The organism is Cohnella soli (genome assembly GCF_042655525.1).
Taxonomy (GTDB): Bacteria; Bacillota; Bacilli; order Paenibacillales; family Paenibacillaceae; genus Cohnella; species Cohnella soli.
In genome coordinates, this window is record NZ_JBHSMI010000008.1 from 1 (window position 1) to 23,538 (window position 23,538).

22 protein-coding genes are annotated in these 23,538 nt (G+C 54.5%); 16 read left to right on the plus strand and 6 right to left on the minus strand.

The window, feature by feature from the left end; genetic code table 11:
- Nucleotides 1-218: group II intron maturase-specific domain-containing protein (locus ACFPOF_RS03700; protein ID WP_378129736.1), on the plus strand; the 218-nt coding region annotated here is incomplete at its 5' end.
- Nucleotides 219-351: 133 nt separating this feature from the next.
- Here the strand turns inward: ACFPOF_RS03700 and ftsW are convergent.
- A complete protein-coding gene (gene ftsW, locus ACFPOF_RS03705; protein ID WP_378129738.1) occupies nucleotides 352-1,533 on the minus strand; it encodes a putative lipid II flippase FtsW in 1,182 nt (393 codons plus the stop codon).
- 18 nt (nucleotides 1,534-1,551) lie between these two features.
- A complete protein-coding gene (locus ACFPOF_RS03710; RefSeq protein WP_378129740.1) occupies nucleotides 1,552-1,896 on the minus strand; it encodes a YugN family protein in 345 nt (114 codons plus the stop codon).
- Between the two features lie 214 nt (nucleotides 1,897-2,110).
- On the opposite strand from ACFPOF_RS03710, the gene ACFPOF_RS03715 reads away from it, so the two are divergent.
- The 8 genes from ACFPOF_RS03715 to ACFPOF_RS03750 all read left to right on the plus strand — a co-directional run bounded on the left by ACFPOF_RS03715 (nucleotide 2,111) and on the right by ACFPOF_RS03750 (nucleotide 10,573).
- The gene (locus tag ACFPOF_RS03715; protein ID WP_378129742.1) at nucleotides 2,111-3,289 is read left to right on the plus strand and encodes a M20 metallopeptidase family protein; all 1,179 of its coding nucleotides are present in this window, start codon (nucleotides 2,111-2,113) and stop codon (nucleotides 3,287-3,289) included.
- Between the two features lie 125 nt (nucleotides 3,290-3,414).
- Complete coding sequence (locus ACFPOF_RS03720; RefSeq protein ID WP_378129744.1) at nucleotides 3,415-5,148, plus strand: DNA repair helicase XPB; 1,734 nt, start codon at nucleotides 3,415-3,417, stop codon at nucleotides 5,146-5,148.
- Nucleotides 5,145-7,136, plus strand: coding sequence for a helicase-associated domain-containing protein (locus tag ACFPOF_RS03725; protein WP_378129746.1), 1,992 nt, complete (start codon nucleotides 5,145-5,147; stop codon nucleotides 7,134-7,136). Before ACFPOF_RS03720 ends, ACFPOF_RS03725 begins: the two co-directional genes overlap by 4 nt.
- A gap of 35 nt (nucleotides 7,137-7,171) precedes the next feature.
- Nucleotides 7,172-7,693, plus strand: coding sequence for a YlbF/YmcA family competence regulator (locus tag ACFPOF_RS03730; RefSeq protein WP_378129748.1), 522 nt, complete (start codon nucleotides 7,172-7,174; stop codon nucleotides 7,691-7,693).
- A 21-nt stretch (nucleotides 7,694-7,714) separates the two neighbouring features.
- Nucleotides 7,715-7,978 (plus strand): YlbG family protein, encoded by a 264-nt coding sequence (locus ACFPOF_RS03735; protein WP_378129750.1) that lies wholly within the window; start codon nucleotides 7,715-7,717, stop codon nucleotides 7,976-7,978.
- Between the two features lie 237 nt (nucleotides 7,979-8,215).
- On the plus strand, nucleotides 8,216-8,653 hold the full coding sequence (locus ACFPOF_RS03740; RefSeq protein ID WP_378129752.1) for a hypothetical protein: 438 nt from the start codon (nucleotides 8,216-8,218) through the stop codon (nucleotides 8,651-8,653).
- Between the two features lie 119 nt (nucleotides 8,654-8,772).
- The gene (locus ACFPOF_RS03745; protein ID WP_378129754.1) at nucleotides 8,773-9,687 is read left to right on the plus strand and encodes a LysR family transcriptional regulator; all 915 of its coding nucleotides are present in this window, start codon (nucleotides 8,773-8,775) and stop codon (nucleotides 9,685-9,687) included.
- Entirely contained in the window at nucleotides 9,677-10,573 is an 897-nt protein-coding gene (locus tag ACFPOF_RS03750; protein ID WP_378129756.1) for a PHP domain-containing protein, read from the plus strand. Before ACFPOF_RS03745 ends, ACFPOF_RS03750 begins: the two co-directional genes overlap by 11 nt.
- Nucleotides 10,574-10,629: 56 nt before the next feature.
- Here ACFPOF_RS03750 and ACFPOF_RS03755 read toward each other — a convergent pair whose 3' ends face one another.
- Nucleotides 10,630-10,908: a hypothetical protein gene (locus ACFPOF_RS03755; RefSeq protein ID WP_378129758.1), complete on the minus strand. Its 279-nt coding sequence runs from the start codon at nucleotides 10,906-10,908 to the stop codon at nucleotides 10,630-10,632.
- A 367-nt stretch (nucleotides 10,909-11,275) separates the two neighbouring features.
- On the minus strand, nucleotides 11,276-13,027 hold the full coding sequence (locus tag ACFPOF_RS03760; RefSeq protein ID WP_378129759.1) for an Rqc2 family fibronectin-binding protein: 1,752 nt from the start codon (nucleotides 13,025-13,027) through the stop codon (nucleotides 11,276-11,278).
- 350 nt (nucleotides 13,028-13,377) lie between these two features.
- Between ACFPOF_RS03760 and ACFPOF_RS03765 the strand changes: the two genes are divergently transcribed.
- From ACFPOF_RS03765 to dapF, 3 genes are all read left to right on the plus strand, one after another.
- Nucleotides 13,378-16,197, plus strand: coding sequence for a calcium-translocating P-type ATPase, SERCA-type (locus ACFPOF_RS03765; RefSeq protein ID WP_378129761.1), 2,820 nt, complete (start codon nucleotides 13,378-13,380; stop codon nucleotides 16,195-16,197).
- 130 nt (nucleotides 16,198-16,327) lie between these two features.
- The gene (gene purT, locus ACFPOF_RS03770; protein ID WP_378129763.1) at nucleotides 16,328-17,494 is read left to right on the plus strand and encodes a phosphoribosylglycinamide formyltransferase 2; all 1,167 of its coding nucleotides are present in this window, start codon (nucleotides 16,328-16,330) and stop codon (nucleotides 17,492-17,494) included.
- Between the two features lie 155 nt (nucleotides 17,495-17,649).
- Entirely contained in the window at nucleotides 17,650-18,480 is an 831-nt protein-coding gene (dapF, locus tag ACFPOF_RS03775; RefSeq protein WP_378129765.1) for a diaminopimelate epimerase, read from the plus strand.
- 64 nt (nucleotides 18,481-18,544) lie between these two features.
- Here the strand turns inward: dapF and ACFPOF_RS03780 are convergent, their stop codons facing one another.
- Nucleotides 18,545-19,774, minus strand: a complete 1,230-nt coding sequence (locus ACFPOF_RS03780; RefSeq protein ID WP_378129767.1) for an MFS transporter — start codon at nucleotides 19,772-19,774, stop codon at nucleotides 18,545-18,547.
- A 72-nt stretch (nucleotides 19,775-19,846) separates the two neighbouring features.
- The gene (locus tag ACFPOF_RS03785; protein WP_378129769.1) at nucleotides 19,847-20,128 is read right to left on the minus strand and encodes an ArsR/SmtB family transcription factor; all 282 of its coding nucleotides are present in this window, start codon (nucleotides 20,126-20,128) and stop codon (nucleotides 19,847-19,849) included.
- 163 nt (nucleotides 20,129-20,291) lie between these two features.
- Between ACFPOF_RS03785 and ACFPOF_RS03790 the strand changes: the two genes are divergently transcribed.
- The 4 genes from ACFPOF_RS03790 to rpoZ all read left to right on the plus strand — a co-directional run bounded on the left by ACFPOF_RS03790 (nucleotide 20,292) and on the right by rpoZ (nucleotide 23,466).
- The gene (locus ACFPOF_RS03790) at nucleotides 20,292-22,160 is read left to right on the plus strand and encodes a bifunctional homocysteine S-methyltransferase/methylenetetrahydrofolate reductase (protein WP_378129771.1); all 1,869 of its coding nucleotides are present in this window, start codon (nucleotides 20,292-20,294) and stop codon (nucleotides 22,158-22,160) included.
- Nucleotides 22,161-22,343: 183 nt separating this feature from the next.
- Nucleotides 22,344-22,604: an extracellular matrix/biofilm regulator RemA gene (gene remA, locus ACFPOF_RS03795; RefSeq protein ID WP_209747074.1), complete on the plus strand. Its 261-nt coding sequence runs from the start codon at nucleotides 22,344-22,346 to the stop codon at nucleotides 22,602-22,604.
- A 13-nt stretch (nucleotides 22,605-22,617) separates the two neighbouring features.
- Entirely contained in the window at nucleotides 22,618-23,244 is a 627-nt protein-coding gene (gmk, locus tag ACFPOF_RS03800) for a guanylate kinase (RefSeq protein WP_378129773.1), read from the plus strand.
- Between the two features lie 15 nt (nucleotides 23,245-23,259).
- On the plus strand, nucleotides 23,260-23,466 hold the full coding sequence (gene rpoZ / locus ACFPOF_RS03805; protein ID WP_378129775.1) for a DNA-directed RNA polymerase subunit omega: 207 nt from the start codon (nucleotides 23,260-23,262) through the stop codon (nucleotides 23,464-23,466).
- Nucleotides 23,467-23,538 lie beyond the last annotated feature (72 nt).

A 23,538-nucleotide genomic window follows, 5' to 3' on the forward strand; every position in this document is an offset into this window, starting at 1 on the left:
GGATGGTGGAAGAACTAAACCCAAAAATACAAGGGTGGAAGAACTACTATGGACTGGACGTCTTTGCCGACAAGTTCCTAAACAAAATCGACTGGTACATTCGAAAGCGTCTCACTCTGTTCTGGAACAAGAAACGCAATCGTCGTAATAAGCACAGCAGGTCCAAGCAGGCCGCCATGGCGGCTCAACTCGCTGGACTCAAGAAAGTCGCCAGCTAAGGAGAGTACTGCAACGCTGAAGGAAGAAGAACATCGGAAAGCCGGATGAGGGAAAACCTCACGTCCGGTTTGATGAAGGGGGAGCTGAAAAAGTAAAAGGAGGGCTTCCGCCCCCCAATGAAATTTCAGTTCTCTACTCTACTTGGCGTACGTTGGTGCCTCGCGAGGCAGGTTGTTCTCGCTCTACTCTATTGTATTCCCTCGATATGCTGAGCAAGATACCCATCCCTGTCAACAGCGTCAACATGGAAGTGCCTCCGTAACTGATGAAAGGCAGCGTTACGCCTGTTACCGGAATAGCTCCGCTGACGCCTCCCATATTAATGAGTGCCTGGATGGCGATCAGCGATACGAGGCCGATACCGACTAACGTTCCGTAGATATCGGGACAACGCAGTGCAACGATGAGTGCGCGCCAGAGGAAAACGACGTAAATGACAATAAAGGCGGTCGTGCCGAGGAAGCCGAGCTCTTCGCCGATGACGGCGAAAATAAAGTCATTATAGGCATATGGCAAGTAGTACAGCTTCTGAATACTGTGACCAAGCCCCGTACCGGTCAATCCGCCGTGGCCGAATGCTTCAAGCGAACGGACCATATGGTAGCCGATACCGTCCTGATCGGCGAGCGGGTCCATGAATGCGGTGAACCGACTGCCTCGGTAGCCGAAGTCGGCGTCGGGATGCGTCAAGAAATACAAGCTTGTCCCAAGTGCGGCAAGGCCGAGCAAGACGGCGGCCGACATCATGATGTGCTTCAAATTGGATCCGCCCGCGATAACAATGGCTGCGGCACACATGACCAGAATGGCGCACGAGCCGAAGTCAGGCTGCAGCATGATCAAGAAAGCGAAAAATCCGACGACGATCATGACGGGAAGCAAGCCCTTCTTGAAATCGCGGAATTTTTCGTCTTTTTTCGCGATGATAGAAGCCAAATACAAAATGATGGCCAGCTTCGCGAATTCAGTCGGCTGCACGCCGAACACCCAGCTACGGGCGCCGTTCAGTTCTCTGCCTATAATCGGGGTGAGGAAAAGCAGTACAAGCGTTCCAACGAAGAAGAGCAGGAACAACTTCTTGTATTTCTGGAAATGGATGTTCATGAGTACGAACATGGCGATCGACCCGAGCCCGACGGCCATCAGCTGCTTCTTCACGAAGAAAAGCGCATCGTTGTTAAAGTCGGGATCGGACACCGCCATGCTCGAGCTCGCGCTGAACACCATGACAAGACCGAAGCCTACGAGCAGAAAAGTCAGGATCAGCAACAAAAAATCAGGCGTTCCCCGCCGTCCGCTCTCGGGAGTCTTCATCGGTCATTCCCCTCGTCGCTAGGACAGCAGTTTCTTTAATTCCTGCATGCGCTGATTGGCAATGCCCATAACTGCATCCGGAATTTTCGATTCATACTCCATACCATGCGGGAACGTAGCTCGGCCGATATAGACCGATTCGATTTCGAGAACTGCGTCTGGATTTTCAAGCTTGCCTTCGATTGCGCGAGTTGCCATCCGCAGGAAGTAGTCGTTGCCGCTCGGACGGTCGTGAAGTTTCAAATCGTATGTAGCACGGCGATATTCCCATTGCCACCGCACGAAACCTAATTTGTCGCAAGAATCGTCAAGATGTCCAAGGTCGCTGCGCACGCCGACCAGGCCTGTATTTTCGAGTAACATGAAAGATCCTCCTTGTAAACAAGCGTTATCCCCTCCATGATAGTCGGTTTGCGAACCTAGCGCAAGCCCGCGAACAGGGCCAAGTTCGAACGTTCATTGACATTTATCTCCTGAATGCCAATGCACGACATGTACTAAAGCGAGGTTACGGAAGTTAGATGTTTCTGATACAATAATAAAAATAAATAGGGAAACGGCAACAGGAGGCGCGACCATGACTGTCAATGAACAGACGTTGCAATCGTTATACGGGGACATGGTAAGCTGGCGCCGGCATTTGCACATGAATCCAGAGCTTTCCTTCCATGAATACAATACGTCCCGGATGATCGGGGATTTGCTCGAATCCTGGGGGCTTAACGTTCGGAGGGACGTGGCCGGAACAGGTGTAATCGCCAAGCTGACCGGAGGCAAGCCAGGGCGAACGATTGCGCTTCGCGCGGATATCGACGCCCTTGCCATTCAAGACGCGAAGACGAAGGATTATCGTTCGACTGTAGACGGTGTCATGCATGCATGCGGGCACGACGGCCACACGGCCGAACTGCTTGCTGTGGCGCGTTATTACAGCTTGCATCGGGAAGAAACGGCTGGCACTCGCGTTTTTCTGTTCCAGCCCGGCGAGGAAGTATTGCCTGGCGGCGCGGTTCGGATGATCGCGGATGGCGCGCTGGACGGCGTCGATGCCGTATACGGCGTTCATTTATGGTCTCCGATGCCGTACGGAACGGCGTCGACGAAGCCTGGGGCTTTCATGGCGACGCCGGACGAATTCGAGCTGGAAATCGTCGGGCGCGGCGGGCATGGCGGCTTGCCTCACGAAGCGAAAGACACTCTTGTCGTAGGCGCCTATCTTGTGACTGCACTTCAGACGATCGTCTCGCGTAACGTAAACCCGCTCGATGCCGGCGTGTTGTCGATCGGCAAAATGTCCGCAGGCACGGCGAACAACGTCATTGCGGAAAGATGCAAACTCAGCGGCACGGTCCGTTCGTTCGACAAGTCGGTGAGAACGCTTATCCGTGAACGGATGGAAAGCGTCGTGAATCATACTTGCGACATGTACGGATGCGATTACGAATTTAAGTACATTGAAGGCTATCCTCCGGTCGTTAACGACGAGCGCGAGGCGCGGCGAGTGCTCCGCGTGATCGCCGAGCTACTTCCGGAGTCTGGCGGGCAACCTTGCGAACGAATTATGGCTGGCGAAGATTTTGCTTACTACTTGGAACGAAAGCCCGGCTGTTTCTTTTTCGTCGGAGCGGGAAGGGACGACGGCGGCTCGGCACCGCACCATCATCCTCGCTTCGACCTGGTGGAAGAAGCGATGTTGCATGCGGCCCGCCTCATTATCGCTGTAGCTGATGATTCCGCCACGGATTCGAATGAATAGCGACTACGAAAGTCCATGCTCCCCCGCAGTGAGGGACATGGGCTTTTTTTGTGATTTGTCGGTCGCTTGCACGCATGAACGATAGGTACGAGGGAAGGATGAAAGATAACGAAAGGGGATGGGCAATGGCGACGGCAAAACCGCTGTGGGTTCAATCGGATGGGACGCTGCTCCTGGACGAGCGGCACCGGGACAGGGACGAAGCGGGGAGATTGCTCAGGCAGTTCGCGGAACTTCGCAAACGTCCGGGAGCATGGCATACGTATGTCATGACGAAAGTGACGTTATGGAACGCTGCAGCCGCGGGTTGGCGCTCGCAAAGCGTTATCGATGCGCTCGCGACGCTGTCCGGACATTCGCTTCCGCACGCGACGGAACGGATGATCCGCGAAAACATGGACCGGTACGGTCAAATTCGACTCGTGGCAGAGGGCGGGGAATTGCGGCTTTACACGGAGACGAGGGAGTTGTTGGAGCAACTTGCGAGTACCGTTGCGCCGCGCGGGTTGATAGAACCGACTGTCGTTTCGGAGGGCAAGGGTGCGAGAGCGGTTTCGAAGCAATATGTTCGCGTAAGAGACGAACATCGAGGAACATTAAAGCGGGAACTCGCCGCGCTAGGTTACCCGGTCAAGGACGAAGCGGGGTTTCACGCCGGAGAGCCGCTTGCGATGAGCATGCGGGCGAGGACGGACGCGGGGGCGGAAGTTGCTTTGCGGAGCTACCAGTCGGAAGCGGCCGACGCTTTGTTAGGCAATGAGTCGGCAGGCGGCGGCAGCGGTGTTGTCGTGCTGCCTTGCGGGGCAGGCAAAACGTGGGTCGGCATGGCTGCGATGGCCAGATTGCAGTGCGAGACGTTGATTTTGACTCCAAACGGCGTTTCCGTCTCCCAGTGGATCGCCGAACTATTACGCCACACGACGTTAACGGAGGCAGAAGTCGGGGAATATACGGGGCGAACGAAGGACGTCAAGCCAGTTACCGTTGCGACATACCAGGTTTTGACCTATAGAAACACTAGGGATGGGCGTTATCCCCATCTCCGGCTGTTCGTTAACCGGGATTGGGGGCTGATCATTTATGACGAAGTTCATTTGCTGCCAGCGCCCGTATTTCGGATGACGGCAGACATTCAGGCGACTAGACGCCTCGGACTTACGGCGACGCTTGTCCGCGAAGACGGTAAGGAAGCGGACGCCTTCTCCCTTATCGGACCGAAACTTTACGAACTGCCGTGGAAAGCAGCGGAAAGCGGCGAGTGGATCGCGAAAGCATCTTGCACGGAAGTAAGAGTGCCGCTCGATCGTGAAGTCGCCGGACAGTACGCGGATGCACCGAAAAGCGACAGACATCGCATCGCCGGGGAAAATCCGCGCAAAGCAGAAGTTGTTAAGGCGCTGTTAGAGAAGCATAAGCATACGCCGACGTTGGTGATCGGCCATTACTTGGATCAGCTTCGGGTGCTATCGCAACAATTGGCGTTGCCGCTTATTACGGGAGAGACATCCCATCGTAATCGGCTGATGCTATTTGAGAAATTCAAATCAGGCGAAATATCAGCGCTGCTTGTATCCAAAGTCGCCAATTTCGCTGTCGATTTGCCAGACGCGGCGGTCGCCATTCAAGTATCCGGCAGTTACGGTTCGCGACAAGAAGAAGCGCAGAGACTTGGGAGAATATTGCGGCCGAAAAAAACAAGCGTTGAAGCGGCCTTCTATTCTCTTGTCAGCGAAGGAACGGACGAAGTGGAATTCGCCCGCAATCGGGGCAGGTTTTTACTCGAACAAGGTTACGGTTACGTCGTCGATCGGTCGGTCATAAACGAGGTTTCCGGCACAGGCGGGGAGGGAAAAGGATGAATGTCGAGCAGTCACTGGAGAGACTTCCCGAATCGGCGATCAAGCTGATCGGAAACGATCCTGCCGTACGTTCGAGATATGCGAACGGTGAAAAGCTCGCGGTTATTTTACGTTCCGGAACATGGGCGCGAAGCTGGCTCGCGGGAAGCGACGAGCGGGAACGCCTCGTGTTGCGTGGCCTTATGAGGCATTATGGCTCGAAGCCCTTCGAGACGGAAACGCTCGTTCGTCTGCTCGTCCGCGACCTTCCGCTGGCGGGGGCGGAAGTGAAGTTAGCAATCGCCAGGTTGCGGAGGAGCGGCATATTATTTGCGATCCGCAAAGCCTGGGGAGACAAGCTTGTTTATTTGCCGAGCGACGCAGTTGCTCTCTGGCAGCCCCTACTGCTGCCCGCTTGGGGGGAAGAGACGAGGGAAGAGATGCTTGTTGCAAGCGATGTCCGTATTTTGACCGAAGCGTATCAACCCCCGCTGTCAGTGCAGTTGATCGCCGTCTGGCATGCACTTATTGGGCAACCGCTTGGTTGGACAGCGAAAGGCAATCTGCATCAGCAGACAGTCGCGAAGTTAAACGGATTACCGCATTTCGGGATACGGGTGCTAGCCTGTTTGCCGATCGTTTATCCGCATGCCGATCAACTTGGCGCGAACACGGCTTTGGCGATCGATATCGGGATGCGTCTAGGATTGACCGGCAAAGTCCGCGACCGCATCCATTTGATCGAAGGGCCAAGGCTGAGAGAATGGTTGGAAATGACGCCGGGCGAAGCTGACTTGAAGCTGTATGAGCTGGTATCGACGGTGTATGCAATGGGGGATTCCGGACTTCAGCTAGCTTCATCATTTGTGCGATCGTTGCCGGCGGGCGTATGGATTGTTCAAAAGCGGCTGGAAGTATACGGCTGTACGAGCAAGCTTGAAGATTGGATTCTGTTGCTGGAGGCGTTCGGTTGGGCGGAAAGGGGCGAATCGGATGAAGGGAGCGCATTTCGCTTGCTTGCGGATTTTTCGCTTTCCGACACATCTTCCGCCTTGGCATCGCCTATCGAAAGCGATCTCCAGGCCAAGGATCTGTTCATCTACGTCCAACCGGACGGCGAAGTGATCGTGCCGCCCGGAGCGCCGCTGAAGTACCGCTGGCTGCTTCGCGAAATCGCCGATGTCGTCGCCGAAGACGCGCTCAGTCTGTACAAACTCAGCAAAGCGACGTGCGAGAGAGCGTATAATGCCGGATACACGTTAGCACGGGTTGTCTCGGCACTCGTAGAGGGCAGCGGAGGCCCATTGCCCGAATCAGTGTCGAATGCGCTTAAAGACTGGTTCGGCATGTTCGGCAAAGCAATTATCGACGAAGCGGTCGTTCTGCTTAGAACGGAAGACGGGCAAGTCGCCAAAGCGCTGTTGAGGGACGGAGAAGTGGCCGACATGATCAAGGAAAGATTAACCGAAACGATCTTTGTCGTCGACGAATCGGCGTTACCGACGCTTCGTACTAGATTGAGAAAGCTTGGCTTTCCCGCTCCGGAACGGTGGGAAACGGTGCAGGCGGAAGATGGGGGCGGGCGATGCGATGGGATTCTCGGTCCGGCGACAAAGCAGGGATGGGCAAGCTTGCCTCATGATTTATCCGTTTTCGAACCAGATGTTATTTGGCCGGCTAACGATGACATGTTTCCTGGATTGGGGGATATTCCGGCTTCGTGGATTGCAAAACCCCGCATTTATCACGTATCGACGAAGCGACAATTGCTGGAGCAAGCGATCGCGTGGGAAACGCCGGTATATATTGGACGGGAAGGGCGATCCGGAACATTCCTGCCGTCTGGCGCAATTGACGGAGAGGGCGGATGGGCGGTCAGCGGACGGTGGAGAACGGAAGAAGGGGACGAGGTCGAGCCGGCTGTTATTCGTTCCGGAGACATCGGCGAATTGATGATTGACCTGCCGGCGCTGCAAGTTGCGGAACCGCTGGCGACGGAATCCGATTGACGAGTATTAAGCCACTTATGGTATGATGGACGGGTATGACTAAGCCGAAAGGTGAGGTGAGGCCGATGGCCGATATGACTTCAACCCTCCCGGCGGTGGAAATCGGCGTAATGGACGGCGTTCCCGCCGATATGGCGGTACTGCTTACTCGAGCTTACGAGTTGGGAGACGCGCTGAATCATTCCGATTTTGCCGCGGAATATGTATATTGGAAAGATCAAGTTCGCCGCGATCCCGAAGCGCGAAGATTGGCCGGTCAATTCGGCAAAGCGAAAGAAAAATTCGCAGAATGCGAACGTTTCGGCAGATTCCATCCGGATTACAACGCCGCCCTGGATGAAGTGTACGCACTCGAAAGTCAGCTTGATCGATTGGAATGCGTGCGTATGTACAAGCAAGCGGAGAACGCAATGGACGGATTGCTGCACGATATATCCCGAACGCTGGCGCAAGCCGTGTCGTTCACCATTAAAGTGCCGGATAACGACCCGAATCCGAAAGGCTCGGGCTGCGGCGGCGGAGGCAGTTGCTCCTGCGGAAGCGGCGGCTGCGGATAATTAATCGGACGGAGGCTTTATATGTTTGCCGAACGGACTGGCTATATCGTATGGTTTAGCGACGCGAAGGCGGCCAAAGGGCTGGATAAATACGGCACGCTTCATTACTTGTCGCGCAAAATGCATTACGCTGTCATGTACATGAACGCGGATGTCGCCGAAGATGCCGTTCGCAACTTGCAGCGTTTGCCTTTCGTGCGCAAAGTCGAGCGTTCCTATCGTAACGAGATCAAAACCGAGTACGAGAAAAGCGTGCCGGACAAAACACGTTTTTACGGATTATAATGCGCCGGGAGCCAAGAATCACGGCAATGGCTGAAAGTCTCCCGAAGATTGGGAGACTTTTTTCGTTTTAAAGGAAATATACATAAGTAATTTGTTTTATCCAAATGGTGGGATGAAAGGGTTATATTATTTTTTTGTTGAATCCTCACGAATATTTGCGGTAATATGTACTTAAGTTCCTATTATTTTCGCGGATTTCTGAGCCGATTGACCTATATCGGGAAGGGGGAGTGCCGGGTGAAGGATAAGCACACGGAGCGTTGGCATACTTATGAGCCCTTTCACGTCGTTCTCGGTGACAAGAAGGTCGTCGACATTATTATTACGAACCACGCCCGCACCCGCTGGGCGGACCGGGTCGAGAGCGAGAAGACCGGTTACTCCGACATTGCCGAGTATATGTGGCAATGTTTGAAAGAAGACCGAATCGCTTCGTATTACCGCAATGAACAAGACGTCTACACGATCGACGACGATCTCGTATTCGTCGCGGAGTTTTCCGTCAGCGAGACGGACACCGATCTGCTTGGCAATCCGTTGCACAAAATGATCGTCGTGACGTTTCTCGGGAGAATGTCGGAGACGATGGAATTGCGGGATTTGAAAACGTATTATTCCTGGCTCAGGCACTCGCGCCGCATGACACTCATTAAGAATAATCGCAAACGGCGCTAGCTAAATGACGACGCTTCAACCGGCCCGGGGTGTTCCCGGCCGGTTTTTTGGCTTTCTCCGGGCGAGGGTTCCCGGATGTGTTATAATTCGGAAGACGACATCGGACGGAGGGCGACAACATGGCGTTAAACGTACATCAGTTGCATATATTCTACACGGTCGCGGAACGAGGAAGCTTCTCTGCCGCCGCTCAAACTTTGCATATGACGCAACCCGCGGTAACGATGCAGGTGCAGGCGCTTGAGGAGAGGTTCGGGACTAAGCTGCTGAACCGTACGACCAAGAAACTGGAACTGACCGAAGCCGGCCAACGGTTGCTGCCGCAAGCCCGCAAAGCGGTAGAACTGATGAGGGAAACGGACGAGATGATGGTCCGGTTTGCAGAGGATTTGAAAGGCCGGTTGCAATTCGCGGCGAGCCTTACGATTGGAGAGTACGTGCTCCCGCGTTTGCTCGGCTCGTTCCTCCGCCGGTTCCCTGACATTTCTGTCGATATGAAAGTGATGAATACAACCGAAATCGTAGACGCGGTTGCTCATCAAGGGCTCGACTTCGGCTTGATCGAAGCGCCGTGCGATGCGCCTGGCATAGTCGCAGAGCCCGTTATGGACGATGAACTTGTGCTCGTGGCGCCGGCGGCGCACCCTTTCGCGAAGCGCGAAACGGTAACGCTCGAGGAGATGCTGGCCGAGCCGATGGTGCTCCGGGAGAAAGGCTCTGGCACTAGACAGGTCGTTGAAGACGAGTTGATTCGGCTCGGCTTAGTAGAATCTCCAGAGTCGAAAATGCGCATCATTAGCGAGTTCGGCAGCAACGGGGCGGTCAAGTCGGCAGTGGAAGCGGGGCTTGGCTTATCTATTCTGTCGGTATGGACGATCAAACACGAAGTTTCTCTCGGGCTGCTAAAGCCCGTGCGGGTGGTGGACGTCGATTTCAAAAGGCAATTTTATTCCGTTCGGCTTCGCTCGGCGCTGCTGCCGGTTGCGGCTGCGGCATTGCTCGAAGATTTGAAGGAGCTGTCCCATGAAAAATGACGCACAATCTCCGTTAATCGGAAGAGCCGATTTGCACACGCACACGACAGCTTCGGACGGTTTGCAATCGCCTGAGGACAATGTCCGAATGGCCAAGGAAGCGGGGCTGGCCGCACTCGCGATTACCGATCACGACACGATCGCTGGTATTGACGAAGCGCTCGAGGCAGGGGAGAAGTACGGTATCGTTGTCGTACCTGGCATCGAGCTGAGCACCGTAGCGAACGGTAAGGACATTCATGTGCTAGGTTACGGTTACCGGACCGATAATGCAATGTGGCTGCAGCGGCTTGAGCGGCAGATGAAAGCAAGAGATCGCAGAAACGCGGCGATACTCGAGATGCTCACCAAGCTCGGCATGCCGGTGTCCGCTGATGAGCTGACGAGGGCGGCAACGACGGGCGACACTTCCGGTTCGAGTTCGAAGCGGAAGAACGGCTCCGTCGGCAGGCCGCACATTGCCCGAGCGATGGTCGATAAAGGTTATGTCAGCGACATTCGCGAAGCGTTTGACCGCTGGATCGGCGAAGATAAGCCGGCTTATGCAAGCGAGCAACGAATTTCTCCGCTCGAGGCGATCTCTTGGATTCACGAGGCCGGAGGAACGGCAATCATTGCTCACCCGGGCCTATACGGAGACGATGGGCTCGTGTCGTCTTTGCTTGATGGCGCAGCTGACGGAGTAGAAGCATACCATTCCGATCATGACCATGAAGAAGAACGTCGATATGCCGGCTGGGCGGAGGAACGTGGCAAAATCGTCACTGGCGGCTCTGATTTTCATGGCATTAGCGACGGCAAGTCTTTCCATGGTGCAATTGGCAGCCGGATAGTCGACATGTCGGTCGTCAAACGATTGCTAGGCCTTGGCGACGACGTTAAGTAGTAAAGTGTCAGCGTACGCAAAAAATACGACGGCACATTTGGCTCACAAAGTATGAACTAAAGCGGCGAAATCGGTTGCTTTTCTCCCCTTTTGCCGATATCCCCTTCGCTCAGCAAGCGATTGAAGTGATTGAGGGGATTTGAGGGCGAGGAAGTCGGCAGTCCTGCCGCCGCATTTTGCAACAAAGCGGAGCAGTGGCACATTTTCTGAGTGAGCGGGATATCGACAAAAGTGGAGTGGCACATCTTCTGAGTGAACGGGATATCGACAAAAGCGGAGCAGTGGCACATTTTCTGAGTGAGCGGGATATCGACAAAAGCGAAAACAGGTTTCAACTGGTTACGCCTCGTTCACTATGTGACAGCGATCGGAGCAGTCCCATTCCGGCGCATCCCTTTTACTTTCGATATTGTCGGCATTTTCCGCTATTGGGCGAATTTTTCCTCCCGTGGGGAGTATAGCGGCAATTTTTTCCGCAATGATTGAGGTTTTGCCCGCGAACTGGCTATTTCCGCAGGGAATAACGGAAAAAAAGGTATGTTATCCCGGTCCAAATAGGCGAGGGTGCACCGAATAACGGAAAAAATTTTCACCTATAGGCGGGGATTTCAGTTCACCCGAAAGTACGTGGTTGGTCAATTATGCCGGCGTAGAAAGAAGCGGTTCTCCGGGAAAGTCCGAGGAACCGCTTCTTTTGAATGGCTATTTTATCGTTGATGGGAGTGCTTGAACGAGCGCTTCGTCAGGGGTGACATATAGCGTCTTCTGACCTTCATAGATGACGAAGCCGGGTTTGGCGCCGCTTGGCTTGCGAACGTTACGAATGCGCGTATAGTCGACGGGTACGCTGCTGGACGATTTCGCTTTGCTGTAAAAGGCGGCGAGTATCGCCGCTTCACGCAACGTTTCGTCCCCGAATTCGGCGGCGCGGATGAGCACGTGGGAGCCGGGAATGTCTTTCGTATGCAGCCAGGTGTCCGTCGAAGAAGCGAGTCTGTTCGTGACGTAATCGTTCTGGGTGTTGTTTTTGCCGACATAGATCGGAATGCCTTCGCTTGACGTGTAGCAGAGAACGGATGGGGCGTCTTTCTTCTTTTTCTTCATCCCCCGCTTGACGCCTCGCTGCCGGATATAGCCTTGCTCGATCAATTCCTCGCGAATTTCTTCTACGTCGGCCGGTGTTGCCGTCTCAAGCCCTTGCAACACCGAAGCCAAATAGTCGAGCTCCGTATTCGCGACGTCAATCTGCTCGGACACGACGGATCGGCTGTTTTTCAGCTTCGCGTATTTGCGGAAAAACCGCTGCGCGTTCTCGTTAGGCGTTAGGAGCGGGTCGAGCGGAATGGTGAGGATGGGCTGGCTTTCATCGTAATAATCGACGACTTCGACGGACTTGTCGCCTTTCTTGAACGCATGGAGATGTGCGGTCAGTAACTCGCCCTTTTTACGGACCTCATCCGCTTCGTTCGCTTCCTCAAGCGTTTCCCGAAGTTTCACCAGCTTCTTCTCGTTTTTCGCGATTTCGTTGCTTAGAAAACGACTCAAATCCGATGTGCGCTGTCTGACAAGATCCCGGGACGCCTTATCTCCATAATAAGCTTCGAGGCATTCGTGCATGGTGGAAAATGTACGAACTTCGCCTTTCGCGTGCGTAAGCGAAAGAGCGGAGAACAGCGTCTTTCCGTCTTCCTGAACGACAATGTTCGGAGAAAATTCGCCCGCATCGATAGCGTTCATCGCGTTTTCGAAAGATGAACACAACTGCTCGGTGTGGCCCCCGGCACGATACGCGATTTCTTTGGCGACGAGGAAGCTGATCCCTGTATACGCGTTAGCTATCGCCGTCTCGGCTGCGGCTAGCCATGTTTTCTCGCCGACTTCTTCGGCTGTGGGAAGACCTGCGACGGCTGCACGGAATGACATTTTCTCGGGGGGGAGCGGCGTGACCTTATCCTGGGCCGGAGGCGGGACATACGCACTGCCCGGAAGAACGACACGATAACTGCTAATCGCAGGGGTAACATGACGAATGCCGTCGTGAATGATGCCGGTTGCCGGATCGAGCAAAATTAAATTGCTGTGCCGCCCCATAATTTCGAGAACGATGCGCTTAAACGACGAATCGCCTAACTCGTCTCGGTGTCGGACGTCAATCTCGACGACGCGCTCCATTCCGTTCTGACGAATCGCTTCGATGACGCCGCCTTCGCAATATTTGCGAAGCAGCATGCAGAACATCGGCGGTTCCGGAGGATTGACCCATGTTTGTTCCGTCCAGTGCATTCGCGGCATGGAAGGATGGGCGGAAAGCAGCAACTTCCCGTTCATTCCTTGTCCTCTAATATGCAGAACAAGCTCGTTGTCCGTAGGCTGGTAAATTTTATGAATGCGGGCTTTGACGCAATTCTGGAGCTCCGTCGTTAGCGCCCGGGTGACGATTCCGTCCAATGACATTTTGATATCTCCTGTCGATTCGAATTCCCTCTTATGATGCCACACATCAGAGCAAAGGGGAAGCGCAGAAGGTGTTCGCCGTTTCGGACAACCGGGGGATATTTTCGGGCCTGTCTGAATACATATAGAGTGCGAGTTCAAAAAATTCGATGTTCAGCACCGAGAAGGTTGAAAGAAGCTAGGGAATGAGGAGCGGAGCGTAGGCAAACCTACGTGAGCACCGGAAGTCCCGGCTGACTTCAACATTCGACGACGAAACCACTTCCTGCATCGCTTCGTGATCAACATCGGACTTTTTGAACCACCACATATAGGCGTAAACGCGTGATGAAGGAAGGGGATGGGCCATCGTGGAAGGAAAGGCTTGGCACCAGCTTAACGAGGAGCAACTTCTCTCGGCGCTGGATTCCGATCCGAAACTCGGGTTGACGCCGGAGGCGGCGGCTTCCCGGTTGGAGAAAGTCGGATCGAACGAACTGGCGGAGAAACGTGGGGAGTCGCCCCTTAAGCTGCTATTTAATCAGTTCAAAGATTTTATGGTGCTTGTGTTGCTCGGGGCAACAGTGATTTCCGGCTTGCTTGGGGAAATGCTTGACGCGTTGACGATTATTGCGATCATCATCATTAACGGCGTGCTCGGATTTTACCAGGAATTTCGCGCTGAACGGTCGTTGCGGGCTCTGAAGGAGCTCTCCGCCCCGAATGCGAAAGTCGTTCGCAACGGCGAATTTCATCTCATACCTGCAAGGGAGCTTGTGCCTGGGGATATCGTACATCTAGAGAGCGGCGACCGCGTTCCGGCCGATATGCGTTTCCTCGAATGCAACGAGTGCTCGATAGACGAGTCTGCGTTGACAGGCGAATCCGTCCCCGTATCGAAAAAGGCGGGCGTTCTGCCGTCTGCAGAACTCGCGCTAGGGGATCGCAAAAACTGCGGTTATCTCGGCACGATGGTGACGCGCGGGACGGCCAAGGGCGTCGTCACCGTAACGGGCATGGGGACGGAAATGGGCAAAATCGCCGATCTGATCCAGCAGACCGAAGAATCGGAAACGCCACTTCAGCATCGGCTTGAGCAGCTTGGGAAAATTTTGATCGTCGTCTCGATTATTTTGACCATCGTTGTTGTTCTGGCCGGCATTCTGCATGGTCAGCCGATCTACGACATGTTCCTCGCCGGCGTCAGCTTGGCCGTAGCTGCCATTCCAGAAGGTTTGCCTGCCATCGTGACGATTGCGCTCGCGCTCGGCGTTCAGCGAATGATCAAGCGCAGGGCGATCGTTCGCAAGCTGCCTTCTGTCGAGACGCTCGGCTGCGCATCGGTCATCTGTTCGGACAAGACGGGGACGCTGACGCAAAATAAAATGACCGTAACGAAGATTTGGCTAGGCGGCAGGGCGCTTGAAGTGACAGGTGAAGGGTACGAGCCGGTCGGCTTGCTGAAGGAAGGCGGCAAAACGATCGATATCAAAGGCGATCCTGCTTTGCGCAGATTGACCCAGATTGCGGCGCTTTGCAATAATGCGGACTTGAGTTTGCAAGAGACGGCCGTGGATCCGAAAAATCGCAAGCCTGCCAAAGGCGATTCGACTGCCTCCGCTTCGGATGCGACGGAATGGCGGATTAAAGGCGATCCGACGGAAGGCGCTCTGTTGGTGCTTGCAGCGAAGACCGGACTTGCCAAGTCGACCGCGCAAAGTTTGTACGCCAGGGAGAAGGAATTCCCGTTCGATGCCGAGCGCAAACGTATGTCGGTGCTGGTCTCGCACCAGGGCGGAAGACTCATTTGCACGAAGGGTGCCCCGGACATGCTCGTCGGGCAGTGCGCGTACGTGCTGTGGGACGGCCAGGTCGTTCCGTTCACGGGAACGCTCAAGACGAAAGTGCATCAGGCGAACGAAGCGATGGCGAGAGATTCGCTTCGTGTGCTCGGCCTCGCTTTTCGCGAGGTGAAGCCTCATGAAACTTGTGATGGCAACGAGCAGGCGGAGAGCGGTCTTGTCTTCGTCGGACTTGCCGGGATGATGGATCCGCCGCGCAAGGAAGTGAAGGAAGCGATCACGAAGTGTCGCCAAGCCGGCATCAAGACGGTTATGATCACCGGGGATCATGGCGTGACGGCGGAAGCGATCGCGAAGACGCTCGGCATAATGGGCAAAGACGGCCGCGTCATAAGCGGCAACGAGTTGGCTACTATGGATGACGCCGAGCTTGAGCTTATTGCGGACGACGTTAACGTCTACGCCAGGGTATCTCCCGAACATAAGCTTCGAATCGTCCAGGCGCTGCAGCGCCGCGGCCACGTCGTAGCGATGACCGGCGACGGCGTGAACGATGCGCCAGCCGTCAAAGCTGCCGATATCGGCATTGCGATGGGCATTACGGGTACGGATGTTACGAAAGAAGCTTCCGCCCTCGTGCTTTCCGATGACAACTTCTCCAGCATTGTCGCGGCCGTAGAAGAAGGCAGGGGCATTTACGAAAACATTCGCAAGTTCATCCGGTATTTGCTTGCGTCCAACGTCGGCGAGATTATGACGATGTTTATGGCGATGATGGCCGGATTTCCGCTGCCGCTCGTACCGATTCAGATTTTGTGGGTCAACCTCGTCACGGACGGATTGCCTGCTATGGCACTCGGCGTCGATCAGGCCGAGAGCGACTTGATGCAACATAAACCGCGTTCTGCCAAGGAAAACATCTTCGCCCGCAGGCTCGGGTGGAAAATTGTTAGCCGCGGTATTCTGATCGGCGTCTGCACGCTCGGTGCTTTCGTACTTGCGTTGAATGCGGGGGCGGGTCATTCGGATCAACTGATTCACGCCCAGACGGTTGCGTTCGCAACCCTCGTCATGGCGCAATTGATTCATGTGTTCGATTGCCGTAGTTCGCGTTCGATTTTTCACCGGAAGCTGCTCGAGAACAAGTTTCTCGTGCTGGCGGTATTGTCGTCGCTCGTGCTCATGCTTCTCGTCCTGTATGTCGAGCCGCTGCAGCCCGTGTTTAAGACGGTGCCGCTCGACTTCCGCGACTGGGCTCTTGTCATCGTCGCCGCGGGTATTCCAACGTTTGCGATGGGGATCGGCAGCGTAATGGGCACGTCGAAGCAGAAGAAAAACCGCAAAATCCCGTACGGCGGCGCTCCGGCCCATCGTCCGGCCGCAAGGTAAGGAAACGACTTTAACCGCGTTCGAACTCCTCGGAGCTTCGGGCGCGGTTTTTGCATTTTATTCGAGTGAAAACGAGCATGCTTCGTGTATAATGGACGTTATTGAACATGCAAGCGGGAGGATTCATGACATGTATAAAACGAAAAAACTGCTTATGCTCGGTTCGGGCGAATTAGGTAAAGAAGTGATGATCGAGGCGCAGCGGCTTGGCGTCGAGACGGTTGCGGTCGATCGTTATGCTGGCGCTCCGGCAATGCAAGTCGCTCATCGGAGTTATGTCATCGATATGCTGGACAAGCAGGCGCTTCGGGAAGTGATCGAGAAGGAGAAGCCGGACTTGATCGTTCCCGAGATCGAAGCGATTGCCACTTCCGAACTGGTGAAACTTGAGGAAGAAGGGTATCGCGTCATTCCGACTGCGCGTGCCGCTCGACTGACAATGGATCGGGAAGGCATCCGCAGATTGGCTTCCGAGAAACTTGGCGTGCCGACGGCGGCTTACCGGTTCGCGGATACGTTCGAGCAATTCACGGAAGCGGCCCGCGAGATGGGATTTCCGTGCGTCGTGAAGCCGCTCATGAGCTCGTCGGGCAAAGGCCAAAGCGTCTGCCGTTCCGAATCGGAGCTTACGCGCAGTTGGGAAATTGCGATGGAAGGCGGCCGCGTACAGCAGGCTCGCGTCATCGTCGAGCAGTTCATTACGTTCGAATCCGAAATTACGTTACTTACTGTGCGCTCCGCGAGCGGCACCCAATATTGCCCGCCAATCGGTCATGTCCAGCAGGATGGAGATTATATTGAATCTTGGCAGCCTCATGCGATGACGGAAAGACAGATTGCGGAAGCGAAAGCGATCGCCCGCGCGGTTACAGATGAACTTGGCGGTTACGGGGTGTTCGGCGTTGAGCTATTCCTCGCTGCGGACAAAGTGTATTTCAGTGAAGTGTCGCCGCGTCCGCACGATACGGGACTTGTAACGCTTATTAGCCAGAATTTGAGCGAGTTCGCGCTGCACGTGCGGGCGATTCTCGGCTATCCCATTCCGGAAATCGAACTTATTTCTCCTGGCGCGAGCCGGCCTCTCAAAGCAGAGCAAGAACTAGCAGATTACCGTGTCGACGGAATCGGTGAAGCGCTGTCGGTTCCCCGCACGCAAGTTCGAGTTTTCGGTAAGCCTGTCACGAAAGCAGGCCGTCGTATGGCGGTCGCGTTGTCGGCAGGGGATGACGTGGAACAAGCGCGTGAAAGGGCGAAACAAGCCCTCGATGCGATGAGTATTTCCGAAGCAGGTTTGTAAGGAGCTTTCTGCCCCGTCGATCGGATTCAAACCGCAAAACGTTGAAAAGTGCAAACAAACGGATGATCGCTGTATGCTCTTTTCGATGGACAACGGGTATGATGAGGACATGATAATCGACCGGTTGCAACCGCCCGGCGGGGAGGAATCATCATATGAAATTTACGAAAATGCACGGCCTTGGCAATGATTTCGTCATTGTATACGGAGAAAAGTCATTGCCGAACAATGCGTCCGATTTGGCAATCGAACTTTGCAATCGTTTTTTCGGCATCGGGGCGGACGGATTGGTTTATATTCTTCCTTCGGACGATGCCGATTTCAAGATGCGCATCATCAATTCCGATGGCTCGGAGGCGGAGCAGTGCGGCAACGCGATTCGTTGCGTTGCCAAGTACGTCTACGATAACGGCTTGACTGATAAGAAAGAGCTGACAATCGAGACGATCGGAGCGGGCGTTCAGCCTGTCAAGCTTACGGTCGAAGGCGGAGTGGCGAAGCTTGCGACGGTCGATATGGGCGCGCCGATTTTGAATGGGCTTGACGTGCCAACGACGATCGATGCGAATCCGGTAATCGGCCATACGGTGACTGTAGACGGACGCGACTTCACGTTCACAGCCGTCTCGATGGGCAATCCTCACTGTGTCATCTACGTTGACGATGCGCCGAGCTTCGATCTTGCGACATGGGGGCCAAAACTCGAGAAACATCCGCTGTTCCCACGCAAAATCAACGTCGAATTCGCAACTGTCAACTCCCGCGGTCAGGTGGACATGCGCGTATGGGAACGCGGAGCAGGACCGACGCTCGCATGCGGCACGGGCGCATGTGCGACGCTTGTCGCATCTGTGCTGAACGGTTTGACCGACCGCAAAGCAACGATCTCGCTCGCTGGCGGCGACCTCCTCATCGAATGGGACGAAGCATCCAACCGAATCTACATGACCGGGCCAGCCGCAGCGGTGTATACGGGCAATGTATAACTCAAAAACGTCTCCGTCGTCCTTTGACGACGGAGACGTTTTTACTCGGTGACAACACCACGACTCAACCCGCAGAAACTTCCGTCTCGATCGTAGCCGCCGCAGCTCCTGCCAGTTGTTCCCGCCGATGCGCGAGTTTCTTCGCATATCTGGTAGAGACGCCGAGCGACACGGCGGTTAAGCCGGCGGCGACGGTAACGAGCGCAACGCTGATCCAACCGACGGATGTGAGCGAGATCGCGTCGACCGCGACGCCGCCGATGCCTGCGCCGGCTGCCATGGCGAGTTGAAGGACGGACGTGTTCAGGCTCAGCATAATGCCCGACGATTCCGGTGCGAGCGTAATCAAGTAATACTGCTGCGTCGGGCCGGAAGACCAAGCGGCGAACGCCCACAGCATGAGAAGAGGGAAGACGAGCGCCGGATATGGCGAGAGGACGGACAGCAGCGCCAGTACACTGGCGTGCAGCGTCATGCCGGTAAACAGCGTTTTGCCAACGCCCCAACGGTCGGTGCTATAACCGCCGAGCTTTGAGCCAAACAGGCTCGCGATGCCGAATGCGAACAAGGCGATGCTTACGACCCGCTCGCTCATGCCCGTCACTTCGAGCAAGAACGGGGAAATGTACGTATACAAAACGGCATACCCGAATATCCAGAAAAAAGTGACGGTGAGCGCAAGCGCAATTCGAGGGCTGCGTAAAATCGAGATTTGACGGCGCAGAGGAACGGCTTCCTCCCCGCCGGAGCGTGGAATCGTTCTCCAGATCGCCAGCATAGCGAGCAGGCCGAGCAACCCGATACCCGCGAAGACGAGCTTCCAGTCATACTGAGAGGCAACGACGCGGCCGATCGGAACGCCAACGATAAGCGCCGTGCTGAATCCCATAACGAGCGTGGCGATCGCGCTTCCTTGCTTGCCTTCCGGCGCGAGTTTGGCGGCGACCGTCAGCGAGACGACGACGAACGTGCCGGTGCTCAGTGCAAGTAATACTCTCGCTCCCATAAGCGGAGCGTAACCCGTGAACAAGAAAGAAATAAGATTGCCGACAACAAACAGCGCAAGCGCTGCGACCATAAGCGTCCGTCTTTCGACGCGGGCGGTTACAGCCATCAAAATCGGTGTGCCGAAAGCGTAAGCGAGCGAGAACACCGTAATGAGCTGTCCGGCAGCGGATACCGATACGCCGATGTCCTCCGCAACTCTGTCCAGAATACCTGCGATAATGAATTCCGATGTGCCAACGAGAAAGCTGACAATGGCCAGCATGTAAATTTTCCAAGAATTCGACATGCTTAATTCCTCTCCCTTCCGTGCTCCAATATTCTATATTTCTAGTTACATCGAAATATGCGTGAAAAAAAATTACGTGAGCAAATAGGGAGCGAATTTTGTCGCCATGTCGCGGTTTACGCTGTAATAAATATAAGTGCCGTCTTTGCGAAGATTCAGCAACCCGCAGTCGGTTAGCTGCTTCAGATGGTGGGACAGCGTAGAGCCGGCGACGGATTCGAGCTTGTTTCCGATGTCGGAACAGCATAGCGTCGACTCCTCGGTCAACAACATGGCGATTTTGAGCCGTGTCGGTTCTCCAAGCGCTTTGTACACTTTCACCGCTTGTTGGATGTCTGGGTTATTGTCGGCCATCATCGTCACCCTTTCGTAAGTTCAGCGCATATTTCCATATGTATCGAAATAAACGATATCAGGTTTCGGGCGAATTGTAAATGGGTAATTGCCGTTTTCGCAGGGGAGAAATTGTGCTACATTAGTAAAGACTTTATGCATGATAGAATGGGGAAGAGGGAATATGAAACCGGATTTGAGAACGGCGTTGACGCTCAGGCCAATGGTGGGCGACGGTGCGATGGCCACTTATTTATATCAACTCGGACTGCCTGTCGGCGTGTCCTTCGAAGAATTTAACTTGCTCAAGCCGGACGTGATCGCTGACGTCCACCGCCGTTATGCGGCTGCGGGAGCTGAAGTCATAGAGACGAATACGTATTCTGCGCAATATCATAAGCTGTCTAAGTACGGCTTGGAGAAAAAGACCGAGAAAATCAACGCGGCAGGAGTAACGATCGCTCGTAAAGCGGTCGGTGACACCGCTTATGTCGTTGGCTCGATCGGTGCCGTGCGCGGCGGCAAAGGCAAAAACGTTCGCACTGCTACTGTTAAGCGAGACTTCGAGGAACAGATCGGCGCGTTGCTCGGTGCTGGCGTAGACGGCCTGCTGCTTGAAACGTTCTTTGATCTGGAAGAACTTTCGCTAGCACTCTCAGTCATTCGTAAAAAAAGCGATATTAGCGTCATTTGTCAGTTCGCCGTCGAAGACGCGCACCGGACGAGCGACGGCACCCCGTTGCCGGAAGCTTTCCGGAGACTGAAAGGCGAAGGCGCGGACATCATTGGTTTTAATTGCCGCAGCGGCCCGAATGGCATTTTACGTGCAGTGGAGTCCATTCCCCGAGACATCGGCGTGCCGCTTAGCGTGTTTCCGAACGCCGGCATCCCGGATTATGTCGACGGGCAAGTCGTCTACTCTGCGACTCCGGAATATTTCGCGAGCTCCGCGATTCGATTCGCCGACGCTGGAGCACGCCTCATCGGCGGCTGCTGCGGCACGACTCCGGAACATATTGCGGCCATCGCCGGCGCGCTGAAGACGTATTCGCCGCAAACCGGCGGCGCGATTGCCACCGCGACGCCAGTCGCTGTTGAGATCGCGGCAGATCCTACGGTGATCGCAGAACCGCCTGTGACCGGCGAACCAAGTATCGTCGATCTCGTACGCGAGAGACACACGGTTATCGTCGAACTAGATCCGCCGCGCGATCTCGACATTACGAAATTTATGGCTGGCGCGCAGGCGCTTAAGGAAGCGAAAGCGGACGCGCTGACGATGGCGGACAATTCGCTAGCCGTCACCCGCATGAGCAACATGGCGCTCGCCGCGCTGCTGAAGGAGCGTGTCGGTATTCGGCCGCTCGCGCATATTGCTTGCCGAGATCGCAACCTGATTGGGACGCAAACCCATATGATGGGCTTTGATGCGCTCGGCATCGATCATGTGCTCGCGGTTACTGGCGATCCCGCGAAATTCGGCGACTTGCCGGGTTCGAGTTCGGTTTACGACTTGACGTCGTTCGAGATTATCCGAATGATCAAGCAGTTGAACGAAGGCGTTGCATTCTCCGGTAAGCCGTTGAAACAAAAGGCAAAATTTATCGTCGGCGCGGCGTTTAACCCGAACGTTAAACATCTCGACAAAGCGGTGCAGCGTCTGGAACGCAAAATCGCTGCCGGTGCCGATTACGTCATGACGCAGCCCGTCTACGATCCCGAACTTATCGTACGGATCGCCGACATGACGAAACATTTGTCAATCCCGATATTTCTCGGTATTTTTCCGCTTGCAAGCGGACGTAATGCCGAATATTTGCATAATGAAGTGCCCGGCATCCAACTTTCCGACGAAGTTCGCTCGAGAATGGCGGGACTCGAAGGCACGGCCGGCCGAGCAGAAGGCGTCAAAATCGCCGAAGAACTTCTTGATGTCGCGATGACGCATTTCAACGGAATCTATCTCATGACGCCATTTATGGCGTACGAGATGACAGTCTCGCTGACGAAATACGTCCGAAGCAGAAGCGCGCAGTTGACATCGAGCAATTAACGTGCTCCAATCCTCTTGTCCCACTTGGGGATTTGAAGTACAATAAAGCAATCAATCGAAAGACGTACAGAATAGGCATTGTCGAGCTTGCGGTATGCGGCCAGCCGCTTTCGGCAACAATGGAAGCGAAGTTCGGTTGCCATCCAACTGCATGGCAGATGTGCCGGGGGGAAAGTGCAAACCATGGCGATCAAGCTGATTAACATCGGATTCGGCAACATTGTATCGGCGAATCGGATCATTTCAATCATTAGTCCGGAATCGGCGCCGATCAAGCGCATTATCCAGGAAGCGCGCGACCGCCACATGCTCATCGACGCGACTTACGGCCGCCGCACCCGTGCGGTCATCATTACCGACAGCGATCACGTCATCCTTTCTGCGGTGCAACCGGAGACAGTGGCGCATCGGTTGTCTACCAAAGACGACGAACACGACGAATGAATTGGGGAGCATCATGAAAAGAGGCATTTTATTCGTATTATCCGGCCCGTCCGGCGTCGGCAAAGGAACGGTATGCACGTTGCTTCGCAGTAAACTAACGGAGCTCGTATATTCGGTATCTGCGACGACGCGTTCTCCTCGCGAGGGCGAGAAGGACGGGGTGAATTATTTTTTCAAGTCCCGCGAACAGTTCATGCGGATGATCGAGGAAGATGCATTGCTTGAGCATGCGGAATATGTCGGCAACTATTATGGCACACCGCGTGATTTCGTGGAGAAAACATTGTCCGAAGGCAAGGACATTATTCTCGAGATCGAAGTTCAGGGCGCGCTGAAAGTTCGGGAGAAATTTGCCGAAGGCGTGTTTGTTTTCCTGATGCCTCCGTCTCTTAACGAACTAAAGCAACGTATCGTCGGTCGGGGCACGGAGACGCAAGCGACGATCGACCACAGGCTTTCCGTTGCGGTGGAAGAGATGAACTTACTGCACCATTACGATTACGCGGTTGTGAACGATAAGATCGAACTGGCTTGCGAACGAATCAGTTCCATTATTACCGCAGAACACTGCAAACGGGAGCGGTTTCTTGGTGAGTTGTTTGAACAGCTTGAAACCGTGAAAGCAGCGGACAACGTTTGAAAGAGGTGAAAAAAGATGCTATATCCGTCTATTGATGAATTGGTCAGGAAAGTAGATAGCAAATACACGCTAGTCGTTGCCGCTTCCAAGCGCGCGCGCAATTTGAGAGAAGGCTCCATGTGCAACATCGGGCAGCCGAAATCCCATAAGCAAGTCGGCGTGGCGCTTGAAGAAATTTACCATGAAGCAATCAAAGTGGAGCAATTGACACCGAACGCTTAACAACGAACAATCAGATAAGCTAGACGGAAGGACAACCCTCAGCGGTTGTTTTTTTGTAGACAAGAGAAAGTT